Genomic DNA, 20766 nt, shown 5'->3' with positions numbered 1-20766 from the left:
GTCCTTCGAGCCGTTCAGGGTCTAACTGCCCCGAAAGGCGTCCCGACTACGCATACGCTGGCCACACCATTACGGAGACCCCGGAGAACACGGTGCAATTCCACGACTCGATGATCAGCCTCGTCGGCAACACCCCGCTGGTGAAGCTCAACAACGTGACGGCCGGCATTCAGGCCACCGTCCTCGCCAAGGTGGAGTACTTCAACCCCGGCGGGTCGGTCAAGGACCGCATCGCCCTGCGCATGATCGAGGCCGCCGAGCAGAGCGGCGAGCTGAAGCCCGGCGGCACCATCGTCGAGCCCACGTCCGGCAACACCGGCGTCGGCCTGGCGATCGTGGCCCAGCAGAAGGGCTACAAGTGCATCTTCGTCTGCCCCGACAAGGTGTCCCTCGACAAGATCAACGTGCTGCGGGCCTACGGTGCCGAGGTCGTCGTCTGCCCCACCGCCGTCGACCCGGAGCACCCGGACTCGTACTACAACGTCTCGGACCGGCTCGTCCGCGAGACGCCCGGCGCCTGGAAGCCCGACCAGTACTCCAACCCCAACAACCCGCGCTCGCACTACGAGACCACCGGTCCCGAGCTGTGGGAGCAGACCGAGGGGAGGATCACCCACTTCGTGGCGGGCGTCGGCACCGGCGGCACCATCTCCGGCACCGGCAACTACCTGAAGGAGGTCAGCGGCGGCAAGGTCAAGGTCATCGGCGCCGACCCGGAGGGCTCCGTCTACTCCGGCGGCTCCGGCCGCCCGTACCTGGTCGAGGGCGTCGGCGAGGACTTCTGGCCCACCGCCTACGACCGGAACGTGACGGACCGGATCGTCGCGGTCTCCGACAAGGACTCCTTCCAGATGACCCGCCGCCTCGCCAAGGAGGAGGGCCTCCTCGTCGGCGGCTCCTGCGGCATGGCCGTCGTCGCCGCCCTGGAGGTCGCCAAGGACCTCGGCCCCGACGACGTCGTCGTCGTCCTCCTCCCGGACTCGGGCCGCGGCTACATGTCGAAGATCTTCAGCGACGAGTGGATGGCCGGCCACGGCTTCCTGGAGGACACCACCACCGCCACAGTCGCCGACGTCCTGCGCCACAAGGAGGGCGGCCTGCCCTCCCTCGTCCACATGCACCCGGACGAGACCGTCGGCCAGGCCATCGAGGTGCTGCGCGAGTACGGCGTCTCCCAGATGCCGATCGTGAAGCCGGGCGCGGGCCACCCCGACGTGATGGCCGCCGAGGTCGTCGGCTCGGTCGTCGAGCGGGAGCTCCTGGACCACCTCTTCACCCAGAAGGCGAAGCTGGAGGACCCGCTGGAGGACCACATGTCCGCGCCGCTGCCGCAGGTCGGCTCCGGCGAGCCGGTCGCCAGCCTGATGTCCGTCCTCGGCGAGTCCGCCGACGCCGCCATCGTCCTCGTCGAGGGCAAGCCCACCGGCGTCGTCAGCCGCCAGGACCTGCTCGCCTTCCTGGCCGGCGGCGGCCGCTGACCGGTCCCGGGAGGCCGTGCGGGCGTTCGCGCAAACGGTACGAGGGCGTCACGTCGGCGCAGCACCCGCTTAACAAGGGTCCGGCAGAGTGTTCCTCGTCGGCGTCACAGGAACCTCCGGAGCGGCTCCCGGACCTCTGAGGACGCCGCGGACGCGGAGACCGGCCCTGACCCGGGCCCGTGTCCCCCGCGGGGACCGCCGTCGTCCCGCCCCCCAGCGATGGGGGTGCGGCGGTCCCCGCGCCTCTCCTTCCCCGTCCCTGACCCTGTCTGCATATCCTTATGCAGACAGGGTCAGGGATGAATGGGATGAAGGGGGACGGCATGAGCGACAGCCCGGCCGGGCGGCTCCAGGCGCTCTTCGAGGGGCACCGGCTCACGCCCACGCAGCGGCGGATCGCCCACTGCATGGTGCGCCGCGCCGCCGACGCGCCCTTCCTCTCCAGCGTGGAGCTGGCCGAGCTGGCCGGCGTCAGCCAGCCCTCCGTGACCCGCTTCGCGGTCGCCCTCGGCTTCGACGGCTATCCGGCGCTCCGCCGCCACCTGCGGGAGGTCGCGCCGCCCGAGCCCGTGCCCGGCGAGGACGCCGGGCACAACGAGTACCAGCAGGCCGTCCTCGCCGAGATCGAGAACCTGCGGCACCTCGCCGGGCTGCTCGCCGACCCGGCGCCGGTGGAGAGGGCCGGGCGGCTGCTCGCGGGCTCCCGCCCGCTGCTCGTCCTCGGCCTGCGCGCCGCCTCCTCGCAGGCCCGCGGCTTCGCCTACTTCGCCGCCAAGGTGCACCCGGACGTCCGGCTGCTCGACGAGGGCGGCTCGATGCTCACCGACCGGATCGACGCGGCCGTACGGGCCGGGGCCACCGCGCTGCTCTGCTTCGCGCTGCCCCGGCACCCGCGCGAGGTCGTCGAGGCGCTGGAGTACGCGCGGGCCGCCGGGCTCACGGTGGTGACCGTGGCCGAGTCCGCCTTCGCGCCCGTCGCCGCCCACTCCGACCTGCTCATCCCGGCCGCCGTCGGCACCGGCCTCGCCTTCGACACCGCCTGCGCGCCGATGCTCCTCGGCCGGGTCCTCCTGGAGGCCATGGCGGACGAGCTGCCGGACGCGCAGGCGCGCCTGGAGCAGTTCGACGCGAAGGCGGCGGAGCGGGGGCTCTTCGTGGAGTGACGGCCTCCCGCGGGGCTCCTCGCGGGCGCCCCGCGGGGTCTCCTCGTGCGGAGGGCGGGCTCACACGTCCAGGCCCGCCTCGATCTTCTTCAGCTGGTGGCGGGCCATCGCCAGGTTGGCCCGGTCCTTCGACAGCGCCAGGTACAGGAACAGGCCGTTGGTGCCGCGTCCCTTGAGCAGCCGGATGAGGTGGTACTGGGTGCCGAGGGTGATGAGGATGTCCTCGATGTCCTCGCTGAGGCCCAGGAGTTCCATCGCGCGGACCTTGGCCCGGACGACGTCGGTGTTGCCCGCCGCGGCCACGTTCAGGTCGAGCTCCGTGCCGCCGCCGATCGTGCCGAGCGCCATGCCGCTCGTGTAGTCGACGAGGGCCGCGCCGATCGCGCCGTCGATCGTCATCGCTTCCTTGAGGGACGTCTCGGTGTTCGCCATGGTGCGACTTCCTTCTGTACGGGTCGGTTTTCTTGCGGTGCGGGTCAGTTCGGGTCCCTGCGCTCCAGGGCGCCGTCGACCAGTTCGCCGATGCGGGTACTGGAGCGGCGGGCCTCCAGGTGGAGCCGGCCCACGTTGATCCGGGGTTCGGCGAAGAGGGTGAGGACGGCGGAGCCGCCGGCCGCGTAGGTGGCCACGTACCCGCCCTCGCCGCGGACGAGCAGCTCCCGGAAGCCGCCCTGGCCGGTGGCCTCGGTGAGCCGCCGGCCGACGCCGAGCGCGGCGGCGGTCAGCGCGGCGACGCTCTCCGCGGCGCCGTCCGCCGTGTCGTGGGCGAGCACGAGGCCGTCGGCGCTGGCCGCGAGCGCCCCGGTGAGTTGGGGCAGCCGGGCGCGCAGGCGTCTGAGCTCGCCGAGCACCTCGGCTTCGGCTGTCATCAACTGTCTCCTCTCGGCGCGCAGGCGCAGAGCACGCCTCATCACAGGTGTGCCTCCAGGGCGTCACGGAGCCGGCGCAGCAGGGCGATGTCGGGGTCGGTCACCGGCGGGACCGGCGGGATGACCGGGGAGGGCGGTACGGGGGTGGCGTCGGGGGCCGCGTCGAGCGGGGTCTCGACGAGTCCGGCGGCGGCGAGCCTGCGGACGTCGAGGAGGGTGTGGAAGGCGGGGCGGCCCAGGAGCCGGGCCAGTTCGGCGGGGGTGCGGACCCCGTCGGCGGCGGCGAGCAGGGCGCGGCGGCGGGCGCCGACGCCCTGGCCGGGGCCCTGGTCGCCGGCGGCCGGGCGGGGCACGACGGGGGCGGTGTCGACGGAGGCGTACGGCCAGACGGCGTCGAGGAGTTCGCGGCGGCGCAGCGTCTCGCGCTCGACGGCCTCGGCGGAGACCGGGCGCACGGTGCCGAACCAGTGGCCGACGCCGTACCGGAAGCGGGTGGGGCCGCTGGCGGGGGAGAGGGCGAAGAAGGCGGCGTCGAAGACGGCGCCGAGGTGGCAGATCTCCAGCTCGCCGTCGCGCAGCCGGCCGCTGTCGACGAGGAAGCGGCCGACCGCCCGGTGGGCGCCGGCCCGGTCGACGGCCTCCTCCCAGCCCTCGCGGGGGAGCCGCCCGCCGGTGGTGAGCAGGACGTCCACGCCGGGGGAGGCGGGGCTCTCGGCGTGCACGACCCGGCCGTCGACGAGGTAGAGGGTGCCGTGGTCGCGGAGCAGGGCGCCGGTGGCCCGCTCCGCCGCCAGCCGGACGAGCATCGGGGAGACGCTCATCCGAGGACCAGTCTTTCGGCGAGGTCGCCGAGGCGGATGCGGGCGAGGGCGAGGTTGCCGGTCTCGCGGTCGAGCCAGAGGTGGAGGAAGACGCTGCTGTCGAAGGAGGTCCGGACGAAGCGGAGGACGTGGTAGCCGGCGCGGGTGGTGACGATCAGGTCCTCGACGGGCGGCGCGCCGTCGGGACCCTCTTCCCCCGCGCTGTCGCCCGGGGTGGTGAAGGAGTCGAACTCGGCGGCGACGCGGGCGAGTTCGGCGGTCTCGGCGGCCGTCGTCTCGTGGTCGCCGACCGGCGACTCGCCCGCCGTGCCGAGCGCGAGCCCGCTGTTCCAGTCGACCAGCCAGGCGCCGCGAGCGCCCGGCAGGGACATGGCCTCGCTCAGGCACTCGTCGATTCCGGGCACGCGGGTTCCCCTCCCGATACGGCGTGCGGGCAACGGCAGTGACGGTGACGTTACTGAACGGCGCGGCTCGGGGGGGCGGTTCTGGCATTTTCCATCGGAACATGCCCGTGGGTGGCCGAAATCGGGTAAGGGGCGGTCGGGCGGGCGCGGGGGCGGTCAGTAGCGGTTCTCGACCGCCCGGGCGATGTCGTCGAGGTCCTTCGCGAGCGCCTTCGCGACGGCCTTCGTGCCGAGGCGGGCGAGGAGGCGCGCGAGGAGCTTCGGCGCGCGGCCGTCCGCCGGGCGGGCGGAGAAGGTCATCCGCAGCACGCTGGCGCCGGGCCCGTCGGCGCGCAGGGAGAGCTCGGAGACGTACCGCATGCCGTGCGAGCCGGCGACCGTGACGTACCGGTCGGGCGGCTCGCACTCGGTCACGGTCATCTCCTCCGTGGCCTCCTTGCCGAACATCCGCCGGGTCTCGCGCCAGCGGGTGCCCACGCCGAAGACGCCCTCGGTGAGCACCTCGACCCGCTGGACGCCGGAGAGCACCCGGGGCAGCTCCGGCAGGTCGGTGATCGACTCCCAGACGCGGCCGGGCGAGGCGGCGACCCGGCGCTCGACGACGGTGGTGGTGGTCATGGCCCCATCGAAGTGGCTGTCCGGGGCGACCGCTACCGGACGAGCGCGTCGGCGTGGCCGCCGCCGGCCTCGGCGACGATCTCGTCGGGGGTCTGGGCGGGGCGGACCAGGGCGAAGGCGACCGTGCCGTCGCCGGCGACCGTGAAGCCGTGCACGGCGGGGCGGGGGAGGCTGTTGTAGGCGTAGTGGTGGGCGAAGGCGTACGCGCCGGTGTCGGGGACGGCGACCACGTCGCCCGGGCGGAGCAGCGGCAGGGCGCGGCCGGCGGCGAGCAGGTCCCCGGCGAAGCAGGCGGGGCCCGCCACGTCCTGGACGGTGACCTCGCCGGTGCGGGGGCGGCCCTCGGCGTCGTACGCGAGGATCCGCAGCGGCCAGGCCCGGGGGGCGTAGACGGTGCGGGTGGCGAGCTGCACGCCGGCGTGGGTGACGGCGATCGGCCGGCCGCCGGAGGTCTTGGTGTACTCGACGCGGGTGAGGACCGTGCCGTGCTTGGCGAGCAGGGAGCGCCCGAACTCGGTGACCAGGCGGTAGCGCCCGTCGAGGAGGCCGGGGACGGTGGCGGCGAGCAGCCGGGCGTAGTCGGCGTAGGTGGGGGTCTCCTCCTCGGAGGAGAAGTTGACCGGGAGGCCGCCGCCGATGTCGAGGGTGTCGACCTGGGGCCGGCCGGCCTTGGCGTTGATCTCCTCGGCCAGCTCGTACGCGGCCCGGACGCCTTCGGCCATCAGGGTGAGCGGGACGCCCTGGGAGCCGGTGTGGGTGTGCAGGCGGGTGAGCCAGGGGCGGTCCAGGTAGGCCTGGACGACGGCCTCCCGGGCGCCCTCGTCGCGCAGCGCGATGCCGAACTTGGAGGTGGCGGTGGCGGTGGAGGTGGAGTCGATCGCGCCGGCGCCGATCTGCGGGTTGACCCGCAGCCCGAGCGGCGAGGCGGTGGGGGCGGAGGCGACCAGGGCGTCGAGGCGGGCCAGCTCCTGGAAGTTGTCGGCGTTGACGGCGATCCCGAGGGCCAGGGCCCCGCGCAGCTCGCCGGGCGTCTTGGCGGGCGAGTCGAGGACGGTGCGGGAGGGCGGCAGGCCGGCGGCGCGGGCGAGGGCCAGCTCGCCGGGGCTCGCCACCTCGGCGCCGATCCCCGCGTCGGCGAGCAGGCGCAGGACGGGGACGAGCGGGGCGGCCTTCACGGCGAAGGCGTGCAGCACCTCGGCGCGGGTGACGGCGGCGAAGGCGTCGGTCAGGGCGGCGGCGGAGGCGCGGATGCCGGCGGTGTCGAGGAGGGCGACGAGGGGGGCTTCGGGGGTGAGGAGTCCCCGGGCGACGGCGGCCCGGACGGCGAGATCGCGGCGGTAGGAGGCCATGGGGTCCATCCTGGCGGGCCCCGCGCGGCCCGTCACCGGGGCGTGCGCGGGAACGGCGGCGGCGCGTTCGTTCCGGCGTCCGCCACCGTGCCCCCGACCACTCCCGCGCCTGCGCCCGTGCCCGTCACCACGCCCCCCGCGCCCGCTCCCGCCCCCGCGTCCGCCCCGCTCGCCGGCGCCCGCGCCGGGGTCTTCGGCGAACCGGTGGGCCGCGCCCTGTTGACTACAACTATTCATCAGGTCAGGATGTGAATATCTGAACGACATCCGAGGAGGCACAGCCATGTCAGGACCCCGCCCCGTACGGGCCCCGCGCGGTACGGAACTGAGCGCCCTGGGATGGCAGCAGGAGGCCGCCCTCCGGATGCTCCAGAACAACCTCGACCCCGAGGTCGCCGAGCACCCCGACAAGCTCGTCGTCTACGGCGGCACCGGCAAGGCCGCCCGCGACTGGCGCTCCTTCGACGCCATGGTCCGCACCCTGAGGACCCTCAAGCAGGACGAGACCATGCTGGTCCAGTCCGGCCGCCCGGTCGGCGTCATGCAGACCCACGAGTGGGCCCCGCGCGTCCTCATCGCCAACTCCAACCTGGTCGGCGACTGGGCCAACTGGGAGGAGTTCCGGCGCCTGGAGCAGCTCGGCCTCACCATGTACGGCCAGATGACGGCCGGCTCCTGGATCTACATCGGCACCCAGGGCATCCTCCAGGGCACCTACGAGACCTTCGCCGCCGTCGCCGCGAAGAAGTTCGGCGGCACCCTCGCCGGCACCATCACCCTCACCGCCGGCCTCGGCGGCATGGGCGGCGCCCAGCCGCTGGCCGTCACCATGAACGACGGCGTCGCGATCTGCGTCGACGTCGACCCGCGCGCCATCGAGCGCCGCATCGAGCACCGCTACCTCGACGTGAGGGCCGACAGCCTCGACCACGCCCTCCGGCTCGCCACCGAGGCCCGCGACCAGCGCAGGCCGCTCTCCATCGGCGTCCTCGGCAACGCCGCCGAGCTGGTCCCGCAGCTCCTCGCCATGGGCGCGCCCATCGACATCGTCACCGACCAGACGTCGGCCCACGACCCGCTGTCGTACCTGCCCGTCGGCGTCGCCTTCGAGGACATGGCGGACGCGGCGGCGAAGGACCCGGCCGGCTTCACCACCCGGGCCCGCGAGTCGATGGCCAAGCACGTCGAGGCCATGGTCGGCTTCATGGACGCGGGCGCCGAGGTCTTCGACTACGGCAACTCGATCCGCGGCGAGGCGCAGCTGGCCGGCTACGACCGCGCGTTCGCCTTCCCCGGCTTCGTCCCCGCCTACATCCGGCCGCTGTTCTGCGAGGGCAAGGGCCCGTTCCGCTGGGCCGCCCTGTCCGGCGAGGCGTCCGACATCCACAAGACGGACAAGGCGATCCTCGACCTCTTCCCGGAGAACGAGTCCCTCGCCCGCTGGATCAAGATGGCCGGCGAGCGCGTCCACTTCCAGGGCCTCCCGGCCCGCATCTGCTGGCTCGGCCAGGGCGAGCGCGACAAGGCCGGCGCCCTGTTCAACGACATGGTCGCCGACGGCACCCTCGCCGCCCCGCTCGCGATCGGCCGCGACCACCTCGACTGCGGCTCGGTGGCCTCCCCGTACCGCGAGACCGAGGCCATGCTCGACGGCTCCGACGCCATCGCCGACTGGCCGCTGCTCAACGCCATGGTCAACGTCGCCTCCGGCGCCTCCTGGGTCTCGATCCACCACGGCGGCGGCGTCGGCATGGGCCGCTCGATCCACGCCGGCCAGGTCTCCGTCGCCGACGGCACGAAGCTCGCCGGCGAGAAGATCCGCCGCGTGCTCACCAACGACCCCGGCATGGGCGTCATCCGCCACGTCGACGCCGGCTACGACATCGCCGAGCGGGTCGCCGACGAGAAGGGCGTCCGCGTCCCCATGCGCGAGGGCTCGGCCGACGAGGCGTCCGCGTGAGCGACAGCTTCCACGCCATGTGGCGGTCGCTGCGGCCCCTCGGCCGCAGCGCCGCCACCGGCGGCTACCGCCGCTACGCCTGGACCGAGGCCGACGCCGACTGCCGGCTCTGGTTCCGGATGCAGGCCGAGGCCCGCCGCCTGGACGTCGAGACCGACCGCAACGGCAACCAGTGGGCCTGGCTCGGCGACCCCACCGCGGGCGACGCCGTCGTCACCGGATCCCACCTGGACTCCGTCCCCGACGGCGGCGCCTTCGACGGCCCCCTCGGCGTCGTCTCCGCCTTCGCCGCCCTCGACGAACTCCGCGCCCGCGGCGTCTCCTTCCGGCGGCCCCTCGCCGTCGTCAACTTCGGCGACGAGGAGGGCGCCCGCTTCGGCCTCGCCTGCGTCGGCTCCCGCCTCACCGCCGGCCGGCTCACCAAGGAGCAGGCGTACGGGCTCCGCGACGCCGACGGCATCACCCTGCCGCAGGCCATGGAGGCCGCCGGGTACGACCCCGAGGCGATCGGACCCGACCCCGAGCGGCTGGCCCGGATCGGCGCCTTCGTCGAGCTCCACGTCGAACAGGGCCGCGCCCTCGACCTGACCGGCGACGCCGTCGGCATCGCCTCCGCGATCTGGCCGCACGGCCGCTGGCGGTACGACTTCGCGGGCGAGGCCAACCACGCCGGCACCACCCGCCTGGTGGACCGCCGCGACCCCATGCTGACGTACGCCGAGACCGTCCTCGCCGCCCGCCGCGAGGCCGAACTCGCCGGCGCCGTCGCCACCTTCGGCAAGATCGCGGTCGAGCCCAACGGCGTCAACGCCATCCCGTCGCTGGTCCGCGGCTGGCTCGACGCCCGCGCCGCCGACCAGGAGTCCCTGGACGCCGTCACCGCCGGCGTCGAGGCCGCCGCCCGCGCCTACGCCGACCGGCACGGCATCGACCTCGCCGTCGTCCAGGAGTCGTACACCCCGGTCGTGGACTTCTCGCACGCCCTGCGCGACGAACTGGCCCGCGTGCTCGGCGAGAAGACCCCCGTCCTCGGCACCGGCGCCGGACACGACGCCGGCATCCTGTCCGAGTCGGTCCCGACCGCCATGCTGTTCGTACGGAACCCCACCGGCGTCTCGCACTCCCCGGCCGAGTCCGCCACCGAGGACGACTGCGTCGCCGGGGTCCGCGCACTCGCCGACGTACTGGAGGAGCTGGCGTGCCGCTGACGACGACGTACTGGCTGGAGCACGCCTGGCTCGGCACGAACGCCGAGCCGGGCGTCGCCCTCGACGTGACCGACGGCCGGATCGCGGCCGTCCGCACCGGCGTGGACGACCCGCCGCCCGGCGCGACCGTGCTGCGCGGCTTCACGGTCCCCGGCCTCGCCAACGCCCACAGCCACGCCTTCCACCGCGCCCTGCGCGGCACCGTCCAGGTCGGCTCCGGCACCTTCTGGACCTGGCGCGAGGTCATGTACGGCGTCGCCCAGCGCCTCACCCCGGACAGCTACTTCGCGCTCGCCCGCGCCGTGTACGCCGAGATGGCGCTCGCCGGCATCACCGCCGTCGGCGAGTTCCACTACCTCCACCACGCCCCCGGCGGCACCCCCTACGCCGACCCCAACGCCATGGGCGAGGCCCTGATCGCGGCGGCCGCCGAGGCCGGTGTCCGCATCACCCTCCTCGACACCGCCTACCTCTCCTCCGGCTTCGGCGCCGCCCCCGAGCACCACCAGCTCCGGTTCTCCGACGGCACGGCGGAGAAGTGGGCGGAGCGGGTCTCGGCCCTCAAGGAACGGGACGGCGTCCGCGTCGGGGCGGCGATCCACTCCGTACGGGCCGTCCCCGCCGACCAGCTGTCCACCGTCGCCCGCTGGGCGCAGGACCGGCGGGCCCCGCTCCACGTCCACCTCTCCGAGCAGACCGTCGAGAACGAGGCCTGCCACGCCGCCCACGGCACCACCCCGACCCGGCTCCTCGCCGACCACGGCGTCCTCGGCGCCCGCACCACCGGCGTCCACAACACCCACATGACGGACGAGGACATCGCGCTGATCGGCTCGACGTCCACCGGCACCTGCATGTGCCCCACGACGGAACGGGACCTCGCCGACGGCATCGGCCCCGCCGTCGCCCTCCAGAAGGCCGGCTCCCCGCTCTCCCTCGGCAGCGACAGCCACGCCGTCGTCGACCTCCTGGAGGAGGCGCGCGCGATGGAGCTGAACGAGCGGCTGCGCACGAACGTCCGGGGCCACTGGACGGCCGCCGCCCTCCTCCGTGCCGCCTCCGCCGACGGCCACGCGGCCCTCGGCTGGGACGGCGCCGGCGCCCTGGAGACCGGCGCCCTCGCCGACTTCACGACGATCGCCCTCGACACCGTCCGCACCGCCGGCCCCGTGCCGCGCCTGGCGGCCGAGACGGCGGTCTTCGCGGCGAGCGCGGCCGACGTCCGCCACGTCGTCGTCGGCGGCCGGACGGTCGTCCGGGACGGCGCCCACGTCTCCGTACCGGACGTCCCCGCCGCCCTCGCGACCGCGATCGCCGCCCTGCGGGACTGACGCACCCCGGCCCGCCCCCGCCCGCCCCTCACGGAGAGCACCTTGACGACCACGGTCATCACCAACATCGGCAGCCTGGTCACCAACGACCCGGCGCTCGGCGACGGCTCCCCCCTCGGCCTCGTCGAGCACGCCGCCCTCGTCCTGGACGGCGACACCGTCGCCTGGGCGGGCCCGGCGGCCGCGGCCCCCGACGCGGACCGGAGGGTCGACGCCGGCGGCCGCGCCGTCGTCCCCGGCTTCGTCGACTCCCACTCCCACCTCGTCTTCGCGGGCGACCGCACCGCCGAGTTCCACGCCCGCATGTCCGGCCAGGCGTACAAGGCGGGCGGCATCCGCACCACCGTCGCCGCGACTCGCGCCGCCACCGACGCCGAACTGTCCGCCAACGTCGCCCGCTACCTGCGGGAGGCGCTGCGCCAGGGCACCACCACCTTCGAGACCAAGTCGGGCTACGGCCTCACCGTCGAGGACGAGGCCCGCGCGCTGCGCATCGCCGCCGAGCACACCGACGAGGTCACCTACCTCGGCGCGCACATCGTCTCCCCGGACTACGCCGACGACCCGGCGGCCTACGTCGACCTGGTCACCGGCGAGATGCTGGACGCCTGCGCGCCGTACGCCCGCTGGGTCGACGTCTTCTGCGAGAAGGGCGCCTTCGACGGCGACCAGGCCCGCGCGATCCTCACGGCCGGCCAGGCGAAGGGCCTCCAGGCCCGGGTGCACGCCAACCAGCTCTCGTACGGCCCCGGCGTGCGGCTCGCCGTGGAGCTGAACGCGGCCAGCGCCGACCACTGCACCCACCTGACCGACGCCGACGTCGACGCGCTCGCCTCCGGGAACACGGTCGCGACGTTGCTCCCGGGCGCCGAGTTCTCGACGCGCGCGGAGTGGCCGGACGCGCGACGGCTCCTCGACGCGGGCGTCACCGTCGCCCTCTCCACGGACTGCAACCCCGGCTCCTCCTTCACCTCCTCGATGCCGTTCTGCGTCGCGCTCGCCGTCCGGGACATGCGGATGACGCCCGACGAGGCGCTGTGGTCCGCCACCGCCGGCGGCGCGGCGGCCCTCCGCCGCACCGACGTCGGCCGCCTCTCACCCGGCGCCCGCGCCGACCTCGCCCTCCTCGACGCCCCCTCCCACGTCCACCTCGCCTACCGACCCGGCGTCCCGCTGGTCGCGGAGGTCTGGCGCCGGGGCGTCCGCGTCGTCTGACACGGCCGCAACCCAAGTGCGCACAGGGCGCGTTGAGTAGGCGTACTCATGTGGGCGGTCTCCGGCCGCCCGCATGATTCCGGCATGACCTCTCCGAAACGCCTCCTCGCGTCCCTCGCCCTGACGGCCACCGCCCTCGGCACGCTCACCCTGACCGCCTGCGGCGCCCAGGACACCGGCGGCGGGCAGCGGGCCGCCAAGCCCGCCGTCACGCCCGCCGGCGCGAGCGCGAGCCCCCGGATGCTGTCCGGGAAGGACCTGGAGAAGCACCCCGACCCGACCGTGCGGGCCCAGGCGATCGCCCTCCGCATCACGAACACCTGCGCCCCCGGCACGGCGATCGAGCTGCCCCCGCTGCCCGCCGTCAGCAACGTCGCCGAGCTCGACCCCGGCGCCGGGCCGGAACCGTCCGGCCCCCCGGTCCCCGTCGAGCTGCCCTCGGACGTGCCGCCGCCGCCCGGCCCCGAGGCCACCGCCTCCTACGACGAGCTGCCGCTGAACGACGTCGACCGGTGCGCCGCGAAGGCCCACGCCGACCGCGTCCGCTCGGCGTTCGACGGCCCCGCCCCCACCGACGAGGCCGCCCTCCGGACGGCCCTCGTCGGCGCCGACTACCTCCCGGAGAGCGTCCACCGCATGCCCGGCGACGGCCCCGTCCGCCTCCGGATCGACCTCCGCGACCTCTCCCCGAACGACAACCTGGTCCTGGAGGTCACCCCCACGCCCACCGGCGTCCGCGTCGACCCCTTCGGCGCCCCGATCGCCGGCGACCCGGACGTCACCAAGATCGTCCACAAGGGCGCCTGAGCCCCCTCACCCCGCCGCCCGCACCAGCTCCACCGCCGCGCCGAGCGCCCCGCGCTCCGCCGCCGTCAGGTGCGGGTCGGCGGCTCGGCGCGCCCCCGCCTCCGCGAGGAGCAGCGGGCCGGGCGAGGCCGCGAGCAGCGCGGCGAGGCCCGCCCGGGCGCCGGCGGCGTACGGCGCTGCGGACACGGCGACCTCGGCGAGCAGCAGCGCCGACATCGCCCGGTCGAGCCCCGGGTCCGCGCCCTCCTCCGCGGTGCGCCAGTCGATGACCACCGGCCCCCGCTCCCCGGCCAGCACCACGTTCCCCGGGTGCAGGTCCAGGTGGACCACCCGGCCCGGCAGCGCGTGCAGCCGGTCCAGCAGGCCGGCCAGCAGCGCCCCGGCCGCCTCCGGCGCGTACGTCCCGGCCAGCAGCGCGTCCAGCAGCGACGGGCCGTGCAGCCGCTCCAGCACCAGGTCGGGCCCGGCCGACTCCCGCACCTGGGGCACCGGGTAGCCGGCGGCGGCCAGGCGGGTCATCAGCCGCGCCTCGCGGGCGGTGCCGCCGCCGTCCCGGTAGCGGCGCAGCACCCAGCGTCCGTCGTCGCCGAGCGCGTACACGTCCGCCGAACGCCCCCGTCCCACACGTTCCTCGCGCACCGAAGCCCCCTCCGTGATCGAAAGGGCGAGTATGCCTGCCGGGGAGGGGTTCGGGCCGGTACCGTCCTGTCTGGCGGTACTCAGGGGGATGACCGGGGGGTCGGCTAGGTGAGTGCGTGGCGGGTGCGGAGCGTGCGGCCGGGGGAGCTGGGCGAGCGCGAGATCGAGGCGTGGCGGCAGCTGAGGGCCAAGTCCGGCGCCCCGGCGAACCCGTTCATGGAACCGGAGTTCACGCTCGCCGTCGGGACCGTGCGGCCCCGCGCGCGGGTCGCCGTGTGGTGGGAGGACGGCGAACCCGTCGGCTTCTTCCCGTACGAGAAGGGCCCGTTGGGGCGCGGCACGGCCATCGGCTTCGGCGTCTCGGACAGCCAGGGCGGGATCTTCCGGCCCGGACTGCGGCCCGGGACAGGGGCGTTGCTCCGCGCCTGCGGACTGGTCTGCTGGGAGTACGACAACCTGGAGACCGGCCAGCCCGTCTTCGAGGGCGCCGCCGACGAGTCCTTCGCCTCGCCCGTCATCGACGTCGGCGAGGGGTACGCGGCGTACGAGGCGCTGCTGCGCGTCCAGTCGCCGAAGTTCCTGAGGACCACCCTCGCCAAGGAGCGGAAGCTCGGCCGGGAGGCCGACGGCGCGCTCCGGTTCGTCTTCGACGAGCGCGACCCGGCCGCCCTGCGCACCCTCATGGAGTGGAAGTCCGCGCAGTACCGCCGCACCGGGCGCGGCGACCGCTTCGCGCGGGAGTGGATCAGCGCCCTGGTCCGCCGCCTGCACGCGCAGCGCGCGCCCGGCTGCTCCGGCGTCCTGTCGGTGCTGTACGTCGGCGACCGGCCGGTCGCCGCCCACTTCGGCCTCCGGTCGGCGACCGTCCTGTCCTGCTGGTTCCCGGCCTACGACCCCGCGTACGCCAAGTACTCCCCGGGGCTCGTCCTCCACCTCCGGATGGCGGAGGGCGCGGCGGCGGCCGGCATCGGCATGCTCGACCTCGGGCGCGGCGCCGCCGCGTACAAGGACTCCCTGAAGACCGGGGACCTCACCGTGTACGAGGGAGCGGTCACCCGGCCCGATCCGCGCACCGTCCTGCACTGGCTGCGCCGCGAGCCGGTCCGCGCGGCCCACGCCTACGTCCGCGAGCGCCCGGAGCTGGCCGCCCGCGCCCGCGAGGCCCTGAACACCGTCGCCCGCCTGCGCGGCGACCGCTAGCCGCGCGCACCCGGGGGACTCCGATGAACCAGACGAACCAGCGGCCGGCGATCTCCGTCACCGAGCTGGACCTCGACGCGTCCGGCGCCGTCACGGCCTTCCGCGCGGCGCCGGGCGCCCCGGCGCCGGTGCCCGGCGACGTCTACGCCCTCGTCCGCGTGGACGGCCGTCCCGCCGCCACCGTCCTCGGCCACTGCGCGCCGGGCGAGGACCCGGCGGAGGTCCTGGCCGCGCTCGCGGCGCGGCGCCTGAAGGAGACCGCCGGCCCGCGGACCGCCGCCGAGCGGCTCGCCGCGGCGGCGGACCCGGATCCGGCGCCCCCGTCCGAGCGCGCGCCCGCCTCCGTCGTCGTCGCCACCCGCGAGCGCCCCGCCTCCCTCGCCCGCGCGCTCGACTCGCTGCTCGCCCAGGACCACCCCGACCACGAGCTGATCGTCGTCGACAACGCGCCCCGCACCTCCGCCACCCGCGACCTGGTCGCGAAGGAGTACGCGGGCCGCGTCCGGTACGTGCGCGAGGACCGGCCCGGCCTCGCCGCCGCCCACAACGCCGGGGTCGCCGCCGCCCGCGGCGAGGTCCTGGCCTTCACCGACGACGACGTGATCGCCGACCCGCGCTGGCTGAGCGCCCTCGCCGCGCCCTTCGCAGCCGACCCCGGGCTCGGTTGCGTCACCGGCCTGATCCTGCCCGCCCGGCTCACCACCCCCGCCCAGATCCTCCTCGAATCCCACGGCGGCTTCGCGAAGGGCTTCGCGCCCCGCCTGTACGACCCGGCCCGGCCGCCCGCCGACGAGCCGCTGTTCCCGTTCACGGCCGGCAGCTTCGGCTCCGGCGCCAACATGGCCTTCCGGGCCTCCGCGCTCCGCCGCGCCGGCGGCTTCGACCCCGCCACCGGCACCGGCACCCCGGCGAAGGGCGGCGACGACCTGTACGCCTTCGTCGCCGTCCTCGCCGCCGGCCACCGCCTCCGCTACACGCCCGACGCCCTCGTCTGGCACCACCACCGCGAGACCTGGCAGGACCTGCGGAACCAGGCGTACGGCTACGGCGCCGGGCTCACCGCCTACCTCACCGCCACCCTGGTCCGCCGCCCCGCCCTGCTGCCCGCGCTCCTCGCCCGGCTGCCGCGCGGCCTCGCGCACGCCCGGGCGATGACCGCCGAGCGCGGCGCGGGCGACGAGCCGGGCCACGCCCCCGGCGAGCACGGCACCGCGCAGCACCCGTGGCCCGCGTCCCTGTCCCGGCTGGAGCGGCGCGGGATGCTGTACGGCCCCGTCGGCTACCTCCGGGCCCGGCTCTCCCGGGGAGGCGCCCGATGAGCGGCGCGCCCGTGCACACCCGCATCCCCGTCCTCCTCTACCACCCGGTGATGGACGACCCGCCCGCCTGGATCGCCGAATTCACCGTCACCCCACGGCAGTTCGCCGCCCACCTCGACGCGGTCGCCGCCAGCGGACGCACCCCGCTGACCGTCGGCGCGCTCGTCGGCCACCTCGCCGCCGGGACGCCGCTGCCGCCCCGGCCCGTCGTCCTCACCTTCGACGACGGCTTCGCCGACCTCGCCGGCCCCACCGCCGAGGCCCTCGCCGCCCGCGCGCTGCCCGCCACCGCGTACCTGACCACCGGCGCCCTCGCCCCCGGCCGGCCCTGCCTGCTGCCGCCCGCGCCGATGATGACGCTGGCGCAGGCGCCGCGCCTGGAGGAGTACGGCATGGAGGTCGGCGGCCACACCGTCAGCCACCCCCAGCTCGACACCCTCCGGCCCGCCGCGCTCCGCCGCGAACTGCGCGACTCCAAGGCCGAACTGGAGGACGTCCTCGGCCACGAGGTCCGCCACCTCGCCTACCCGCACGGCTACAACAGCCCCGCCGTCCGCCGGGCCGCGAAGGCCGCCGGATACGCCTCCGCCGTCGCCGTCCGGCACGCGCTCAGCTCCGAGACCGACGAGCTGTTCCGGATCGCCCGGCTCATCGTCCGCCGCGACCACACCGCCGCCGACGTCGAGGCGTGGATGGAGGGCACCGGCGCCCGCTCGGCCCCCTACCCGGACTCCCTGCCGACCGTCGGCTGGCGGCTCTACCGCCGGGCGAGAGCCCTGGTGAGGGGACCGGAGTTCGCCGGCTGACCGGACCTGGCCCGAACCCGACAAGATCGACAAAGCCCGTACACGAGACGGGAGTTGTGTACCCGGACAGAACCGCAGTACGTTCCCTTGCTTCGTCGGAGGGGACAGTGGGGAGAACGCGTCGTGCGACAGCACCACCAGGAGCCGGCACCGGTGAGCGAGGGGGGCGTGCCGGCCCAGCCCGGCGCCCCCGGCCGGGAGGGCGTCCCCGGGGCGGACGGGCCGGACGGGACGCACGAGCCGCGCCCCCGCGCCGCCGCCTCCGCCGTCGCCTGGCTCACCCCGGCCCTCCTGGTCGCCGGCCTCGGCCTGTGGGCCGTGTCGCTGCCCATGGTCGACTTCCGCTCCATGGAGGACTACGGCCTCCTGGACCGGCTGCCCGCCGTCTTCTACGCCTCCCTCGTCGTCCTCACCGCCGGGTTCCTGGTGGCGCTGCGCCGCGCGGGGACCTCGCCGGGCTGGCCGCTCGTCTACTGCGTCGGGCTGCTCGTCGCCCTCAAGGCGGCGCCCGCCGTGCTCTACGACTCGGTGCGCTACCCGTGGGCGTCCAAGCACGACGCCGTCGTCAACACCATCCTCGGCGCCGGCGAACTCCGCCCGCACGCCGCCCTGTCGGGCAACATGTCGGCCTACGACCAGTGGCCCGGCTTCTTCACCCTCAACGCGGCGCTCGTCCGCGCCTTCGGCGTCGAGTCCACCGCCGCCTACCTCAACTGGGCGCCCATCGTCCTCGGCCTGATCCTGCTGCCGGTGCTGGTGCTCCTCTACCGCACCTTCACCGAGGACTGGCGGCTGGTGTGGACCGCCGTCTGGATCTTCCAGCTCGCCAACTGGGTCGGCCAGGACTACCTCGCCCCGCAGGGCCTCGCGTACGTCCTCCACCTGACCGTGCTCGCCGTCGTCCTGCGCCACTTCGTCCGGCCCGGCACGGTCGGCCGGCTGCGCGACCGGACCGCGCTCGACCCGGCCGCCGCCGGGGTGCCGCCGTCCACCACCACCCGCCAGCGGGCCGTCGGCGTCCTGATCCTGTCCCCGCTGATCCTGGGGATCAACGCCGTCCACCAGCTCACCCCGGTGATGCTCTGCGTCGTCCTGGCCGCCCTCTGCCTCACCCGCCGCTACCGCAACCTCGGCCTCCTCGCCGTCACCGGACTGATCATGCTGGCCTGGGACCTCACCATGGGCCGCCCGCTCTTCCTGGAGACCCTCGGCACCCTGAAGGAGTCCCTCGGCCGGCTCACCCAGAACTCCCGCGCCGGATACGCCGGGCAGCTCACCGGCCCCGGGCCCGAACTCGCCGGCAGGGCCGGCATCGCCATGGCCCTCGCCGTCGTCCTCTTCGCCGCCGTCGCCGTCCTCGCGCGCCGCCGGCTCACCCGCAGCGCGCTCCCGCTGCTGCTCGCCTCGGCCGCCCCCGTACCGCTCTTCGCCGTCAACGACTACGGCGGCGAGATGCTCTTCCGCGTCTACCTCTTCGGGCTGCCCGGCGCCGCGTTCTTCGCCGCCGCCGCGCTCGTGCCCGCCGCCGGCGGCGGGCGCCGCAGCCGCGGCGCCGTCCTGCGCCGCCGGGTCGCCGCCGTCGCCCTGCCGGCCGCGCTCCTCGCCCTGACCGCCGGGTTCCTGCCCGCGTACTACGGCAAGGACGCCATGTACTACACCCCGCCCGCCGAGTCCGCGCTCGTCACCCGCGCCATCGACCGGCTGCCCGACGGCGGGCTGCTCCTCGCCACCTCCGGCTCCTTCCCGCAGGCCCTGCACCGCTACGACGAGGTCGAGCACTGGTGGTTCTGCGAACAGGAACTCCCCGAGAACGAGCGGATGCTCGCCGACCCGGCCCGCTACCTCGCCGACCGCATCCCGCGCGGCACCACCGCCCACGTCGTCCTCACCCGCACCCAGGACGTCTACACCGCGGGCGAGGGGCTGCTGCCGGCCGGCGGCTTCACCGTCCTGCGCGACCGGCTCAAGGCGTCCCCGCTCTTCCGGACCGTCGAGGAGCACCCGTACGGGATCGTCCTCGCCTACACCCCGTCGACCACCACCCCGGGCGGTGCCTCGTGACCACGGACCCCACCACGCCCCCCGCCCCGCCGCGGGCCAGGCCCCGGAACCGGGCCGCGACCGCCGTCGTCGCCGCCTCCGGCTGGCTCGCCCTCGCGGCGACCCTGCTCCCCGACGGCTTCCCGCTCCGCTGGCCGCCCGTCCTCCTCTTCGTCTGCCTCGGCCCCGGCCTCGCCCTGCTCCACCCCCAGCCGCGCGGACTGCGCCCCGGCGCCCGGCTGGAGTCCTTCGCGCTCGCCGCGCCGCTCAGCCTCTCCCTGGCCGCGCTCACCGCCACGCTCCTCTTCCTGATCGGGGGTTTCTCCGTGCCCGCCTTCCTCCTCCCGCTCGCCGCCCTCACCACGGCCGCCGCCCTGCTCCCCGGCCTCCCGCTGCCCGCCGCCACCAGAGGCGCCGTCGCGCCCGAGGACGCCGCGTCCTTCCTGTCCCGCGAACGAGGGCCCGGTGGGGGCCGGTGAACGGCCGGCACGCCCGGTCCACGGCCACCGGACGGTTCGCGGTGGCCCTCGCCGCCGTCGGGGCGCTGACCGCCGGGATAGGGGTGTGGGCCACCGTCGCCGAGGGCGGCGACCGCTGCGCCCCCGACCGGCGGCTCGTCGCCCCCTGCGGGGCCTGGTGGGGCGCGTACCTCCCCTACGACCAGGACAGTTCGCTGACCCGGCCGGTGTACGCCTTCGAGCGGAAGATCGGCCGCAAGCTCGACCTCGTGTACACGTACCACGACATGTCGGGCAACGCGCTCGACGGGACCCTCCTCACCGACGACGAGCGCGAACTCGGCCGCGACCGGCTGCTGATGCTCGCCTGGGAGTCCACCGTCTGGAAGGAACCCCACCACGCCGGCTGGACCGAGACCCAGCTCGGCTGGAAGAACATCGCCTCCGGCCGGTACGACGCCGAGATCATCGACCCGCAGATCCGCCGCGTGAAGGAGTACGGCAAACGGGTCTTCCTCTCCTTCGACCAGGAGGTCGACGCCCGCATCAAGGAGGGCGCCGGCACCCCCGAGGAGTACGTCGCCGCCTACCGGCACCTCCACGACCGCTTCCGGGAGCTCGGCGCCGACAACGTCGTCTGGGTGTGGACCGTCTCCGGCTACCTGGGCATGGCCGACGAGATGAAGGCGCTCTACCCCGGCGACCGGTACGTCGACTGGATCGGCATGGACCAGTACAACTACTACCGCTGCCACGGCACCGACGCCTGGCGGGACTTCGAGGCGAGCCAGCGCCCCTCCTACGACTGGCTCCGGAAGAACGTCTCCGACGACAAGCCGGTCATGCTCGCCGAGTTCGCCACCGCCCCCGACCCGGACCGCCCCGAGCGGCAGCGCGACTGGTACGCGCGGATCCCCGAGGTCGCGCCGACGCTCCCGGAGGCCAAGGCGTACGTGCACTGGAACCGGGCGGTGCCCGGACCGGGCTGCGACCTCACGGTCAACTCCGGGCCGGGGCTGGACGGGTACCGCGCGGCGGGCCGGGCCCCGTACTTCGACCAGCCCCTGCCGCGGAGGTGAGG

At 75.1% G+C, this 20766-nt stretch carries 20 protein-coding genes; 13 read left to right on the top strand and 7 right to left on the bottom strand.

Annotated features, from left to right (window positions below; genetic code table 11):
• Positions 1 to 92 precede the first annotated feature (92 nt).
• Entirely contained in the window at positions 93 to 1478 is a 1386-nt protein-coding gene (locus AB0E83_RS16020) for a cystathionine beta-synthase (RefSeq protein WP_362111031.1), read from the top strand.
• Positions 1479 to 1801: 323 nt separating this feature from the next.
• Positions 1802 to 2641, top strand: coding sequence for a MurR/RpiR family transcriptional regulator (locus tag AB0E83_RS16015; protein ID WP_362111028.1), 840 nt, complete (start codon positions 1802 to 1804; stop codon positions 2639 to 2641).
• A gap of 60 nt (positions 2642 to 2701) precedes the next feature.
• On the opposite strand, the gene AB0E83_RS16010 is transcribed toward AB0E83_RS16015, so the two are convergent.
• From AB0E83_RS16010 to AB0E83_RS15985, 6 genes are all read right to left on the bottom strand, one after another.
• On the bottom strand, positions 2702 to 3073 hold the full coding sequence (locus tag AB0E83_RS16010) for a hypothetical protein (RefSeq protein ID WP_362111025.1): 372 nt from the start codon (positions 3071 to 3073) through the stop codon (positions 2702 to 2704).
• A gap of 44 nt (positions 3074 to 3117) precedes the next feature.
• On the bottom strand, positions 3118 to 3552 hold the full coding sequence (locus AB0E83_RS16005) for a roadblock/LC7 domain-containing protein (protein ID WP_362111022.1): 435 nt from the start codon (positions 3550 to 3552) through the stop codon (positions 3118 to 3120).
• Entirely contained in the window at positions 3552 to 4331 is a 780-nt protein-coding gene (locus AB0E83_RS16000) for a transcriptional regulator (RefSeq protein ID WP_362111019.1), read from the bottom strand. Before AB0E83_RS16000 ends, AB0E83_RS16005 begins: the two co-directional genes overlap by 1 nt.
• On the bottom strand, positions 4328 to 4735 hold the full coding sequence (locus AB0E83_RS15995) for a hypothetical protein (protein WP_362111016.1): 408 nt from the start codon (positions 4733 to 4735) through the stop codon (positions 4328 to 4330). The genes AB0E83_RS16000 and AB0E83_RS15995 overlap by 4 nt, the downstream gene beginning before the upstream one ends.
• Before the next feature lie 156 nt (positions 4736 to 4891).
• Positions 4892 to 5353, bottom strand: coding sequence for an SRPBCC family protein (locus tag AB0E83_RS15990; protein WP_362111013.1), 462 nt, complete (start codon positions 5351 to 5353; stop codon positions 4892 to 4894).
• Positions 5354 to 5385: 32 nt separating this feature from the next.
• Positions 5386 to 6711: a diaminopimelate decarboxylase gene (locus AB0E83_RS15985; protein ID WP_362111010.1), complete on the bottom strand. Its 1326-nt coding sequence runs from the start codon at positions 6709 to 6711 to the stop codon at positions 5386 to 5388.
• Between the two features lie 274 nt (positions 6712 to 6985).
• Between AB0E83_RS15985 and hutU the strand changes: the two genes are divergently transcribed.
• From hutU to AB0E83_RS15960, 5 genes are all read left to right on the top strand, one after another.
• On the top strand, positions 6986 to 8662 hold the full coding sequence (gene hutU, locus AB0E83_RS15980; protein WP_362111007.1) for a urocanate hydratase: 1677 nt from the start codon (positions 6986 to 6988) through the stop codon (positions 8660 to 8662).
• Positions 8663 to 8679: 17 nt separating this feature from the next.
• Complete coding sequence (locus AB0E83_RS15975) at positions 8680 to 9870, top strand: allantoate amidohydrolase (RefSeq protein ID WP_362111106.1); 1191 nt, start codon at positions 8680 to 8682, stop codon at positions 9868 to 9870.
• Complete coding sequence (locus AB0E83_RS15970) at positions 9861 to 11201, top strand: formimidoylglutamate deiminase (RefSeq protein ID WP_362111004.1); 1341 nt, start codon at positions 9861 to 9863, stop codon at positions 11199 to 11201. The genes AB0E83_RS15975 and AB0E83_RS15970 overlap by 10 nt, the downstream gene beginning before the upstream one ends.
• A gap of 42 nt (positions 11202 to 11243) precedes the next feature.
• A complete protein-coding gene (gene hutI, locus AB0E83_RS15965) occupies positions 11244 to 12416 on the top strand; it encodes an imidazolonepropionase (RefSeq protein WP_362111001.1) in 1173 nt (390 codons plus the stop codon).
• Positions 12417 to 12500: 84 nt separating this feature from the next.
• Positions 12501 to 13223: a hypothetical protein gene (locus tag AB0E83_RS15960; protein WP_362110998.1), complete on the top strand. Its 723-nt coding sequence runs from the start codon at positions 12501 to 12503 to the stop codon at positions 13221 to 13223.
• Between the two features lie 6 nt (positions 13224 to 13229).
• On the opposite strand, the gene AB0E83_RS15955 is transcribed toward AB0E83_RS15960, so the two are convergent.
• A complete protein-coding gene (locus tag AB0E83_RS15955) occupies positions 13230 to 13862 on the bottom strand; it encodes a phosphotransferase (RefSeq protein WP_362110995.1) in 633 nt (210 codons plus the stop codon).
• Between the two features lie 108 nt (positions 13863 to 13970).
• Between AB0E83_RS15955 and AB0E83_RS15950 the strand changes: the two genes are divergently transcribed.
• The 6 genes from AB0E83_RS15950 to AB0E83_RS15925 all read left to right on the top strand — a co-directional run bounded on the left by AB0E83_RS15950 (position 13971) and on the right by AB0E83_RS15925 (position 20764).
• Positions 13971 to 15062 (top strand): GNAT family N-acetyltransferase, encoded by a 1092-nt coding sequence (locus AB0E83_RS15950; protein ID WP_362110992.1) that lies wholly within the window; start codon positions 13971 to 13973, stop codon positions 15060 to 15062.
• Between the two features lie 23 nt (positions 15063 to 15085).
• Positions 15086 to 16381, top strand: a complete 1296-nt coding sequence (locus AB0E83_RS15945; protein ID WP_362110989.1) for a glycosyltransferase — start codon at positions 15086 to 15088, stop codon at positions 16379 to 16381.
• A complete protein-coding gene (locus AB0E83_RS15940; RefSeq protein ID WP_362110986.1) occupies positions 16378 to 17187 on the top strand; it encodes a polysaccharide deacetylase family protein in 810 nt (269 codons plus the stop codon). The genes AB0E83_RS15945 and AB0E83_RS15940 overlap by 4 nt, the downstream gene beginning before the upstream one ends.
• A 123-nt stretch (positions 17188 to 17310) precedes the next feature.
• Complete coding sequence (locus AB0E83_RS15935) at positions 17311 to 19248, top strand: hypothetical protein (protein WP_362110983.1); 1938 nt, start codon at positions 17311 to 17313, stop codon at positions 19246 to 19248.
• On the top strand, positions 19245 to 19706 hold the full coding sequence (locus tag AB0E83_RS15930) for a hypothetical protein (RefSeq protein ID WP_362110980.1): 462 nt from the start codon (positions 19245 to 19247) through the stop codon (positions 19704 to 19706). The genes AB0E83_RS15935 and AB0E83_RS15930 overlap by 4 nt, the downstream gene beginning before the upstream one ends.
• Positions 19703 to 20764, top strand: coding sequence for a glycosyl hydrolase (locus AB0E83_RS15925; protein ID WP_362110977.1), 1062 nt, complete (start codon positions 19703 to 19705; stop codon positions 20762 to 20764). Before AB0E83_RS15930 ends, AB0E83_RS15925 begins: the two co-directional genes overlap by 4 nt.
• Positions 20765 to 20766 lie beyond the last annotated feature (2 nt).

The organism is Streptomyces sp. NPDC035033, from assembly GCF_040636735.1.
Classification (GTDB): Bacteria; Actinomycetota; Actinomycetes; order Streptomycetales; family Streptomycetaceae; genus Streptomyces.
The sequence above is the reverse complement of the archived record's forward strand: the minus strand, read 5'-3'. Positions and strand labels throughout refer to the sequence as shown.